The organism is Edaphobacter sp., assembly GCF_035532915.1.
GTDB lineage: Bacteria > Acidobacteriota > Terriglobia > Terriglobales > Acidobacteriaceae > Edaphobacter.
Genome location: NZ_DATKQC010000022.1, coordinates 1 through 11,048, shown reverse-complemented (window position 1 = coordinate 11,048; position 11,048 = coordinate 1). Strand labels below are relative to the sequence as shown.

General features: G+C 61.0%; 9 protein-coding genes. 7 read left to right on the top strand and 2 right to left on the bottom strand.

The features are described from left to right. The coding region (locus tag VMU57_RS00945; protein WP_325379854.1) for a pyruvate kinase alpha/beta domain-containing protein at positions 1 to 426 on the top strand (426 nt) is incomplete at its 5' end. 188 nt (positions 427 to 614) lie between these two features. On the opposite strand, the gene VMU57_RS00940 is transcribed toward VMU57_RS00945, so the two are convergent. Beyond that, positions 615 to 1,670, bottom strand: coding sequence for a PmoA family protein (locus VMU57_RS00940; RefSeq protein ID WP_325379852.1), 1,056 nt, complete (start codon positions 1,668 to 1,670; stop codon positions 615 to 617). Beyond that, positions 1,663 to 2,985, bottom strand: a complete 1,323-nt coding sequence (locus VMU57_RS00935) for a Gfo/Idh/MocA family oxidoreductase (RefSeq protein ID WP_325379850.1) — start codon at positions 2,983 to 2,985, stop codon at positions 1,663 to 1,665. The genes VMU57_RS00940 and VMU57_RS00935 overlap by 8 nt, the downstream gene beginning before the upstream one ends. A gap of 447 nt (positions 2,986 to 3,432) precedes the next feature. Between VMU57_RS00935 and VMU57_RS00930 the strand changes: the two genes are divergently transcribed. The 6 genes from VMU57_RS00930 to VMU57_RS00905 all read left to right on the top strand — a co-directional run. Then, complete coding sequence (locus tag VMU57_RS00930) at positions 3,433 to 4,029, top strand: PEP-CTERM sorting domain-containing protein (RefSeq protein WP_325379848.1); 597 nt, start codon at positions 3,433 to 3,435, stop codon at positions 4,027 to 4,029. Between the two features lie 158 nt (positions 4,030 to 4,187). Beyond that, positions 4,188 to 6,107 carry a DNA mismatch repair endonuclease MutL gene (gene mutL / locus VMU57_RS00925; RefSeq protein ID WP_325379846.1) on the top strand — a complete coding sequence of 640 codons (1,920 nt, stop codon included), beginning with the start codon at positions 4,188 to 4,190 and terminating at the stop codon, positions 6,105 to 6,107. A 538-nt stretch (positions 6,108 to 6,645) separates the two neighbouring features. After that, on the top strand, positions 6,646 to 8,898 hold the full coding sequence (locus VMU57_RS00920) for a hypothetical protein (protein ID WP_325379844.1): 2,253 nt from the start codon (positions 6,646 to 6,648) through the stop codon (positions 8,896 to 8,898). Next, positions 8,895 to 9,677: a (d)CMP kinase gene (cmk, locus tag VMU57_RS00915; protein ID WP_325379842.1), complete on the top strand. Its 783-nt coding sequence runs from the start codon at positions 8,895 to 8,897 to the stop codon at positions 9,675 to 9,677. The genes VMU57_RS00920 and cmk overlap by 4 nt, the downstream gene beginning before the upstream one ends. Positions 9,678 to 9,871: 194 nt before the next feature. Continuing rightward, positions 9,872 to 10,072 (top strand): cold-shock protein, encoded by a 201-nt coding sequence (locus VMU57_RS00910; protein WP_013581125.1) that lies wholly within the window; start codon positions 9,872 to 9,874, stop codon positions 10,070 to 10,072. 255 nt (positions 10,073 to 10,327) lie between these two features. Continuing rightward, on the top strand, positions 10,328 to 11,048 hold a 721-nt coding region (locus tag VMU57_RS00905; RefSeq protein ID WP_325379832.1), incomplete at its 3' end, for an MFS transporter.

Genomic DNA, 11,048 nt, shown 5'->3' with positions numbered 1-11,048 from the left:
GAGCATCTGCGTCGCCGTGATGACGGGCTTGCGATACTCGGCGGCGCGGCGGATGATCTCGACGTAGCCGCCATCGCCATCTTCACTGAGACCGGCATGACCGCCCGCCTGCTCTCCAAATACCACCCCGAGCCGCCCATCTTCGCCCTCTCGCCCTTCGAGAAGGTCATCAACCGCTCCATGCTGCTCTGGGGCACCTACCCCATCCTCTGCGACCGCTTCCGCGATACCGACAAGCTGGTCAACATGGCCGAAGAGGTCCTTGAAAAAGGAGGCCACGTCCAGCCTCGCCAGATCGTAGGCATCGTCGCCGGAACCCGCACCAAGTCCGGCGCAACCAACTTCATGCGTCTGCACATGGTCGGCGACCGCGACACGACACCCACCAAAGCCAAGCCCAAATCCAAGCTGAAAAAGAAAAAGTAATCTCAACCAAGAAAAAATGAGGGATGGGCATTAGCCCATCCCTCATTTTGTTTATAGCTCTTTCCTTCAGGTGCAGCTTCCTTCGTTTGTCGGGTGCAACTTCCTTTATTTGTCATTCCCGAAGGGAATCTGCGTTTTGCTCGAATCACCAAAACTACATCTGGAGGAGAACCGCTCGAATCGACGTTCTACTTATATTCCCCAGCAAAGCGGTCCGCAGCTTGATTCATCTCTTCCGCCGAAGCAGCATGAGAGAACAGAATCACTCTGTATCGGAACGTCGCGCTCTTCCCTTTGTCGATGGTGAAATCAAACGCCGTCTGTGAAGGATCGAAGATCTTCCGCCCCAGCGGGTTCGCGGCAAAAAGTCCATAGCCGCGAGCATGCCAATAAGTCGGATAGCCGGGGTTCGTCGGGTTGTCGATGATCGCAATCGTCTCCGTCTTTCCGTCCGCGTTGGTGCCGGTCAGCTCGCACCAGCGCCCCCGCGTCGACCAGACGGCATCGCCCTTCTTGCCCTCACTGGTCAGATACACTCCGGTCGCACCCGCGGTATTCCCGGCATCAACCTTCGTCGGACGCCCATTGGCATCGGAAAAGATGCCGCCCTTCTCCGTCGCCGACTCCAGAAAATGCGCGACCCGAATTCCGAGCACGCCTTCCTTGTCGTCGTTGAAGACCACCTTATCGAGCGCATGCAGCGTGGTGACGAAATCGATCACCCGCTCATCGCCAGACTGCGAAAACACATAGCGAGTCGTCTCGTTGATGATCTTCTGGTCCTTGCCCGTGACCCATACCGAATCAGCCGTCAGCTCACCATGATCGCGCCCGCTCTTCGCAGAAACGATCTTCTCCAGGTAGATACTTCCCATCTTTTCGCGGTTCTCAGGCTTGATCGCGTCTGAATTATTCCAGAAGTCGAACCCATTCACATTGCCATAGTTGAACCAAAGACCAGCGTGGTGCGGATGGTCGACGCGCTCGCCCGCTCGCGGAGCCAGCGGATACCCGCGCGTCACCGTCACTCCATCCGCCGCAATCAGCGGGAACAGCACAGGCTTCTTCAGCGTCGTCGGCCACACATACGAGGTGAACGGCTTGCCATCGATGGTGACATCGACGCGCCGCCCTGCCTCATTCTTCGTAACCTCAACGCCGTGCCCTGCATCCTTGGCAAAAACCTGAGCCGAGCTTCCCAGTCCAACCATAGCCATCACACCGTACAAGACCAGCTTATGCATGCACCTTTCCCCCCGCCATCACCTGCTGCGTCTTGTCGTCGAAGGTCACCTTCTCCCCCGTCTGGATGGCGGCAATATTCATGCACAGCGCGATCGAGTGGCTATACCCGGCCTCGATATCCGCATTGGGCGTCTTGCGCGACCGCACGCACTCCATCCAGTTGCGCATGTTCGCCGAGGTCTCGGCATCGACATGCGTGCCAAGGCCTGTCTCCATCGCCTCCGCATGCTCTACGAGCGGAAAGCTGGGCAGCAGGTTCGGCTGCATCTTCATCTCCGCAGCCGACTTCGCTGTCAACCCGCCCGTCGGAGTCACCGTCTGCTTCGACATATCCAGCATCCCGCCATTCGAGTAGTAGAGTTCCTTCACGCCACCAGCCGAATTCGTGAACCGCGAAGTATATTGCACCTGAAACCCCTTCGACAGATCATCGAGCGGGCCATAGTCGAAGACCGCCGTCATCGTGTCCCAATTCTTGCGGCCGTCCTTCCACAGATAAATGCCGCCATTGGCCACGACGCTGCGCGGGTGCGGCAGACCGCTGAACCAATGCACGGTGTCGATCTGGTGTACCAGCCACTGGTCGGGAATCCCCGAGGAGTAAGGCCAGAACAGACGGAACTCAAGATACTTCCGCGCATCGAACGGCTCATAGGGACGGTTCATCAGGTACCGCTTCCAGTCCGTATCCTGCTCCTTCAGAAGAGGCACAACGTCCGGCCTGCGCCACCGGCCTGGCTGATTCACGTTCCACGTCATCTCCACCATCACGATGTCGCCGAACCTGCCTGACTTGATGTACTCCGCCGCCTTCATATAGCTGGGAGTGCTGCGTCGCTGCGTTCCCACCTGCACAATCTTTCCCGTCTTATGTACGGCCGCGCGAAACAGCCGTGCGTCTTCCATGGTGTGTGCAGTTGGCTTTTCGACATACGCATCGCGTCCGGCGTTCACGGCCTCGGTGCCATGCCGCGCATGCTGGAAGTCTGCAGTCGCCACCAGTACGGCATCGATATCCTTACGCGCATACAGCTCGTCGTTGTTGCGCACCGAAGCGATCTGGTTGCCACTCAGCTTCTGAATATAGGCAGCGCCCTCCTCGCGCCGCCGGTTCCAGATGTCCGACACGGCAACGATCTCGAAGTTCATGTCCTTGGAATTGGCCTGAAACGCAGGGATCAGGGCGCCCTTCATCCGGTCGCCGCAGCCTACGATGCCGACCTTCACCCGGTCATTCGCACCAACGATGCTGGCGTAGCTGGTCGCATTCCACGAGACGGCGGTAGCCGCCAGCGCCGAACTGCCTATCTTCAAGAAATTTCTTCTGTTCGTATCCTGCGATGCCATGCATATCTCCTCATACATTGGTTGTGCCGCTTAGTGCTTGAATCCACCCTCTCTCAAAACAGGGCTCTCAACCCTGCGCTAAGCCCATCGGCCCAATGGGCTTCTGTTGGCTGGAAATAGTTTCCGCAAGAGAGGCGTTTCCATCAGCCAGCGAAGTGTACACAACTTTGAAGTGGTCTGGCCACCATCCATTTCCTCACCCGAAAAGAAGAGGAAATTTCATCGACTTACGAGTGGCAAAAAAATGCACATGTGGGTAATCGCATGGACATCTTCCAGCGACTCGTCGGAGCGGCAATAGCCGATTCGTCAAATTTCCCTTGAAATCGGCGAATCCGCAGTTTGGCGACCCAAATGCTTACTAACTGAACGTCGGTCGTGATTTGTACCTAATCTTCTTTTGAAGGACTTTCAATGCTCTCTCTGCCAGGAACTCTCCGGACCCGTAAATCGACCATCCTCAAAGCCGCTCTCTTTACCCTCTGTGCTGCCGTCCTTACCCTGGTTGTGCCAGCCACGCTGCACGCCTCGCCCATCACCTACAACCTGACTCTCACTCCCGGTGCCGGCTCCCCCTATGGCGGTACCGGAACGATTACACTCAACAGCGCCGTCCCCTCGACCGGGCAGGTGGACTACACCCAGGCCAACGGCGGCCTGCTCGATGTCACCTTCAACATCGACGGACAGAACTTCTCGCTCGCCGGGGCAACCGGAACCACCCTCGTCCGCTTCTACGACGGTCAGATCAACGACATCACTTTTTCTGAGACCATTGGCACCACTCCGGAGCGCTTTACTCTCGATTCCACCGGGGGCTATGCCTTCTACTACAACGATGGCCAGGCTGCATCCTACGGAACCTTCACCGTCTCCGGCACCTCCGGCACCTCTCCGTCTCCTGTTCCCGAGCCTTCGTCGCTTCTGCTGTTTGCCACCGGCCTTATCGCGGCGGCAGGCCTGCTCTACTTCCGCATGGGCGCGCAGACCGCCAGCCCAGAGAGCTGCTAACGAGATCTCATCCAGGCCGCAACCGGCCTGATGAGTTGCAGTACCTGTAAAACCTTTGCGCATGGCCGCCTCTCATGGAGGCGGCCATTTTTTTTGGCGTGCCCTCAAAAGTTCGTCGCAAGGAACTCACACGCCCTGCTCCCGTACAATCGCATTCTATGGGCCGTATCCGCATCCTCTCTGACCTGGTAGCCAACCAGATAGCCGCCGGAGAAGTCGTCGAACGTCCCGCCTCCGTCGTCAAAGAGCTGCTCGAGAACTCCATCGACGCCGGAGCCACCCGTATCCGCATCGAGGTCGAAGCCGGTGGCCGCAAGCTCATCCGCATCGCCGACAACGGCCACGGCATGGTCAAGGACGACGCTCTGCTCGCCTTCGAGCGTCACGCCACCTCGAAGCTTCGCACCTCCGATGACCTCCTCTCCATCTCCACCCTCGGCTTCCGCGGCGAGGCGCTGCCTTCGATCGCCAGCGTCTCCCGCCTCACCCTTGAGACCCGTGCGCCTGAAGAAGCAGCCGGAACCCTCGTCGAGATCGCCGGAGGCAACATCCTTCGCGTCGAAGAGGCCGGTCTTCCCGCCGGAACCACCATCACCATCCGCGACCTCTTCTTTAATACGCCTGCGCGCCGCAAATTTCTCCGCTCCGAGCAGACCGAGCTCTCGCACATCGCCTCTCTGGTCACCAACTACGCGCTTGCCCATCCCACCAAACACTTCGAGCTGCACAACACCACGCAAGCTCTTCTGGTAGCGCCAGCGGTCAGCAACAGCGCCGAACGCCTCTTCCAGATCTTCGGCCGCGAGACCTCGGGCCTCATGCTCCCGACCACCGCCGAGATGGACTTCACCCGCGCCGGCCTCCCCGAGCCGCCGCCGTGGAAGCGCGAGCAGGACTACACCCCGCCCGATCCCGGCTACCTTCGCATCACCGGCTTCGTCTCCAAGCCCGAGCTGCAAAAGCTCAATCGCAACTCCGTCTACGTCTTCGTCAACCACCGCCTCGTGCGCGATAAGCTCGTCCTCCACGCGCTCGGCGAGGCCTACCGCAACATCATCCCGCCAACGTCGTTCCCGGTCGTCCTGCTCTTCCTCGAAATGCCGCCGCAGGAGGTCGACGTCAACGTCCATCCTGCAAAGACCGAGGTCCGCTTCCGCCAGTCCAGCTTCGTCCATGACTTCATCCGCGACACCGTCCGCACCACGCTCATGCAGAGCCGTCCCGTAGCCAGCTTCGCCGCCGCCCTGCACAACACTCCCCACGCCAGCGCCTCGCTTCTGATCGATGTAAGCCCGCTGTCGAATGGCCCGTCACAACCCGTATTTGAGCCAAATGGGCAGCCACAGTCCGAAGCCGATCCCACCGCAACCGACGTCGCGCTATTCACCCTCGCCGCTCCGCAGGTCCCCGAATCTCCAGGCCGCCTCGCTTTTCCTGAAGCGCAGGTCCCCGTGGGCTACGAGGCCCCCACCCCCAACGAGAGCGAGACCCTCAACGCGCTCGCTACACTGAAGCCACTCGGTCAGCTCCGCGACTCCTTCATCCTCGCCGTCAATGACGAAGGCCTCTGGATCGTCGACCAGCACGTCGCCCACGAGCGCGTCCTCTTCGAAAAGATCCTCCGCGAACGCGAGGTAGAAAAAGTCCAGCGCCAGCGCCTGCTGATGCCGGTGCTGATCGATCTTCTCCCCGCCCAGATGGTCTCCTTCGCCCGCCTCGCCGACGAACTCGACCGCAACGGCTTCGAGGCCGAGCCCTTCGGTCCCAACACTATCGCCATCAAGGCCGCGCCCGTAGGCCTCGAAGGCCGCGAGCTGGAACGAATGCTCGAAGAAGTCCTCGCCGTCCCCGACCGCGAGCAGCAGGCGGAGAACTCCGAGACCCGCCGCCGCCGCATCGCCGCCAGCATCGCCTGCCACGCCGCCATCAAGATCAACATGCCCCTCGACCCCGCAAAGATCGACTGGCTCCTCGCCGAACTGGGAAAGACTGAGCATCCCACAAGCTGTCCGCATGGCCGCCCCATCGCATTGCGCTACTCGCATAAAGACATCGCCAAAGCCTTTCAGCGGATATGAGGGAGTGCTCAGAGCAGAGTGCCCATTTCCCGTTTGCTTAAGCGCAGGGCTTCAGCCGTCCCGTAACCCATCTCCCGTTTTGCTTAAGGGCACGGCTTCAGCCGTGCCGTAACTGCTCTGTCTGAATGGGGCTTTAGCCCCTGAGGTACGGTTTCGTGGATACGGTCTATTCCGCAACCTGCTCCGTCCACACAATCCAATCCTTGACATTGCTGGTAAACTTTAAGCAGTGCAGAAGAGAGAGACCCGGCCAGGCTGGGTGTTCGTTTTAAAACTGGCCTCGATGGAAGTCCAGACTTAAACCTTCTGGTTCCAAGACTTTAGGACTAAAGTAGGATGGGGGGTACATACCTGCCAAGGCTTCAACGCCCCCAGACCGACTCTCGACCTTGAGTATTCTTATAAATGTGCGGTGGGGTTCAGCGAATAGATCGCCTACCCTCTCCGTCGAACCAAAGATCATCAGATCGTCCTTCTTCAGCTCAGGCCGAAGAATTGCTGTCGCGCGGTAGTTTCGCCCCAGCAGGAAGGCAACACCTTGAGTAACCTAAGCACCTCCACGGCCGACCAGCTCGCCGCCGCCCGCCTCACCCATTGGCACCAGAACGCCGAGCCCATTCTCACCATCAACATGCTTCGCGACTGGCTCAACGCCTCCGGCCTGGTCCTCTACACTCCCCGCGCCCAGCAGATCCCCTCCCCCGCGCCGTCCTTTGTGGAGGCGATTCTTGGCACTCCCAACGCCGCACCCACGCTGGCCGAGACCGACGAGCCGCGCAGCCTGCTCGCCCGCCTCATCGCCGACGGCGGAGCCGTTCCTCTCAATCTCCTCGGCAACCCCACCGGCACTGGCACCGAGACCCCCGACTTCATCGTCTCCCCGCTCGCCTTCCCGTATATCTTTACCCTGCGCGGCGACAAGGCCTGGAAGCAGCCCCCCACCACCAGCGGAGCCGCCAAGGTCTCCCCGCTCGCGTTGGCCACCTACAACGTTCTGGTCGAGCGCATCACCATGTCGGCCTACGATCTCGCCACCCAGCTCGGCAAAGAAGTCACCGAGGCGGCAGTTCTCCGCGCCCTCACCGAGCTCTGGCAGCACCTCCGCGTTCTGCCGATTCCGCAGCCCGACGGCGCAGCCACCCTCTGGGAGCTGACCACCACTCGCTTCACCAAGCAGATCAAGGCCGGAGCCAACGCAGGCCAGCCCACCGCGCTCTCGGCGCTCACCTCTCTCTATCTCGGTCAGGCCATCGTCGCCACCGAAGACGATGTCGAAACCTTCCTCTCTCCGCTGGCCGGGCGCTCGCGCATCCGCGACGTGGTGCACGCGCTGATGTCGGCGCGTCAGCTCGAGACTATCGCCATCGAAGGCCGCACCGTTCTCCACGTCAACGGCGACCTCCCCGAGTTCCTCGCCGTCGCCCTGCCTGCTTCGGAAGAAGGAGAGACCATCGACGTGGCTGCTGAAGGCGAAGGCGAGTCCGAATCCGGCGAGTCCGAATCCGGCGAGCGCATCAAGAAGTTCATTCCCAAGCCGCGCAAGACCGGTACCGGGTATATCGCCAAACCTGGCGCAAAACCATACTCCTCGGAAGCCTCCGGCCGCGAGCGTCGCCCCTTCACCCGCGAGTCCAACCGTCCCGACCGTCCCAGCTTCACCAAGCCGTGGGCAGAAGAGAAGGCTGACCGCCTCGCAGCATCTCGCACGCCCTCGAACGTAGGCGGCGAAGACGAGATAGGCTCCAGCGAGCGCCGTCAGGACACACCTCGCCCCTACACGCGGAAGCCCAGCTTCGACCGGGAAGGGAAGCGCCCTTACACCCCGAGGCCGTCCTTCGGCAGCAGGCCAGCCTATGGCAGCAAGCCCAGCTTCGGCAGCGACCGGCCAGCCTTCCGCCGCGACAGCGAATCAGGCGATGCCCGCCCCCCGCGCAAGACCTTCTCCGGCCCCGGAAGCTTCGACCGCAGCGACAGCCGCCCACCTCGCCGCGACTTCGGAGATTCACGTCCGCCACGCCGCGATTTTGGCGACTCCCGTCCGCCCCGTCGGGACTTCGGAGATTCCCGTCCCCCGCGCCGTGAGTTCACTCCGCGTCCCGAGGGCGGCAACGACAGCCGTCCCCCGCGCCGAACCTTCGGCGACAAGCCCGCCTTCGGAGGCCCGCGCACCCCCGGCAGCTTCAGCCCTCGTCCTCCCCGCGAAGGGGGAGCACCCCGTTTTGGCAGCAAGCCCGCCTTCTCGCGCGACCGCGATGACCGTGGCGGCGAGCGAAGTGGACGAGGCGAGCGCCCAAGCGGACCGCCCTTCCGCAAGTTCGACGCTCCCCGAGGCGACCGCCCTGCGCGGTCCTTCTCGGATCGTCCAGCCTCTGACCGCCCGGCTCGTCCGTTCTCCTCCGATCGCGGCGATCGTCCTGCTCGGCCGTACTCCTCCGATCGTGGCGACCGCCCATCTCGTCCTTTCTCCTCGGATCGCGGAGACCGTCCTGCTCGGCCATTTTCTTCGGACCGTCCCGCCCGCCCCAGCCGCCCCGAAGGTTCCGGCGGCTACGCTGGCAAGCCCTCCGGAGGTTTCGGAGCGAAGAAGCCCTACGGAAAATCCAGCGGTGGCTATGCCGGAAAATCCACCGGCGGCAGCTTCGGCGGCAAGAAGCCTTACGGCAAATCTGCCGGGGAAAATTCCGGCAAACCTGTCAATACCTTCGATAAGTTCAAGGGCAACAAAAAACCCTTCGGAAAGCGGGCCCCAGCGCGTAAATTCAAACCTGAAAAAGGTGGCTCCGCCGAATGACGCTTTCCCCCGCAACCCCGCAGCCTGAGCAAGCCAAACGCCAGCGGCCCGTCATCGCCATCGACGGCCCCGCTGGCGCGGGCAAAAGCACCCTCGCCGCGCATCTTGCCCGCCGCTTCGGCTTCCTCAACCTCGAAACCGGGGCGATGTATCGCGCGCTTGCGCTCAAGGCCATCGAAAACGACTTCGCCTTCGACGAGGAAGCGCCCCTGCTGGATCTGGCCAGCCACACCCACATCACGCTCGAGCCGCAACTCGAAGGCAACCGCGTGCTGCTCGACGGGATCGACGTCTCCCGCCGCGTCCGCGAGCAGGACGTCACCTCCGCCGCCTCGCAGATCTCGATCCACCACAATCTCCGCGCCTGGATGGTGCTCCAGCAGCGCGCTCTCGGCCAGAAGGGCGGGGTGGTCATGGAAGGCCGCGATATCGGCACCGCCGTCTTCCCCGACGCCGAGGTCAAGATCTTCCTCGACGCCGCCCCCGAGGTCCGCGGCAACCGCCGCTTCCGCCAGACTGTTCCCACAGCGCCTTCGGTCGTCGAGCAGAATGCAGACCGCCAGACCCCGGAGCCGCAGTCAGCCGAGCAGCGGCGCGCGGCCGAGGAAGCCATCCTTCGCGACCTGAAAGAGCGCGACTACCGCGACCGCCACCGCGCCGAATCGCCGCTCAAGCCCGCGGCCGATGCGGTCATTCTGGACTCCACGGCCATGACCCTCGAAGAGGTCCTGAAACGGGCCGAAGAGATCGTTCACGCCCATCTTCCAGCCGATAAATAGCTTTGTTTGCCTCATCAAAAGGAATGCACCGAAAATAGTGCACCCAAACTATTAATCTCATTTCGTCAAAAAAACTTGCCAGGTGTGCTAACCTTCTCACATCGTTTGAAACAGATTGGTTTTCTGCAGCGCTAGCCAATGTAAGAACCCCGATTTGGATCTACGTAACTCAATGCAGTACAAGGAAAGAAGCAATGGAACAGGGAACAGTGAAGTGGTTTAACGATGCAAAGGGGTTTGGCTTTATCAGCCGTCAGAACGGCGAGGATGTATTCGTACACTACTCGGCGATCAATTCAAACGGTTTCAAAAGCCTTCAGGAAGGCCAGGCCGTACAATTCAACGTGGTCAAGGGACCCAAGGGATGGCAGGCGTCTGACGTCCAGCCTCTCTAGTCTTTAGAGCACCACAGTAACAAAGATTTGCGAAGGGGACGGCTCAGGCTGTCCCCTTTCCGCGTTTAAGACCGTCCCCTCCGGGTTCTCGCATTTAGTCGCGAAAATGAATCAGACCTGTAAACCCAAATCCGGACTTAGGTCCTTGTTCCTGAGACTTTGGGTACATCGGTCCGGGGGAGGGGGGAACCGCAAATGCACATCGGCCCGCCAACCGAAATCCGCTGCTATCCTTCCCCCAAGGTAAATTTTTAGATGACCTCCGCGACCAAACCTAAGCCGTCCGCTGCCTCCGTTGTCGGAGCTACTACAGCGCTCGTCCTGCTCACCGCGCTCAACTTCGTCAATTACATCGACCGCTACATTCTTCCCGGCGTTCAGGAGCAGATCAAGGGCGAATTCCACACTACCGACGCGCAGATCGGCTCGCTCACTCTCTGGTTCATGCTCGCCTACATGCTCACCTCGCCCATCACCGGCTGGCTGGGCGACCGCTTTCCGCGCAAGCCGATGATCGTCATCGCCGCCCTCTTCTGGAGCGGCATCAACTTCTTCACCGCCACTGTCCACTCCTACGACTCGCTCAACATCCGTCACGCCACGCTCGGTGTCGGCGAAGCCAGCTTCGGTATCTTCGCGCCCGCCATCCTTGCTGACTTCTACCCCGAAGACCAGCGCAACCGCGTCCTCACCATCTTCAACGTCGCCATCCCTGTAGGCGCGGCGCTCGGCTACCTCATCGGAGGCACAGTAGGCGAGCATCACGGCTGGCGCATGTCCTTCATCGTCTCCGCCGTTCCCGGAGTCATCATCGCTCTGCTCATCGCCTTCTTCATGAAAGAGCCGGCCCGCGGAGCCAGCCAGCACGACAAGGCCAAGCTGAAAAAGGACACCGTCCTTACCTTGCTCAGGAACAAGGCGTATCTGGCCTCCATCCTCGGCTATGCCGCTGTCACCTTCTCGCTCGGCGGTATTT

Coding starts and splice junctions, on each gene's coding strand:
- VMU57_RS00940 (WP_325379852.1), bottom strand. CDS start 1,670: ATGCATAAGCTGGTCTTGTACGGTGTGATGGCTATGGTTGGACTGGGA.
- VMU57_RS00930 (WP_325379848.1), top strand. CDS start 3,433: ATGCTCTCTCTGCCAGGAACTCTCCGGACCCGTAAATCGACCATCCTC.
- mutL (WP_325379846.1), top strand. CDS start 4,188: ATGGGCCGTATCCGCATCCTCTCTGACCTGGTAGCCAACCAGATAGCC.
- cmk (WP_325379842.1), top strand. CDS start 8,895: ATGACGCTTTCCCCCGCAACCCCGCAGCCTGAGCAAGCCAAACGCCAG.
- VMU57_RS00910 (WP_013581125.1), top strand. CDS start 9,872: ATGGAACAGGGAACAGTGAAGTGGTTTAACGATGCAAAGGGGTTTGGC.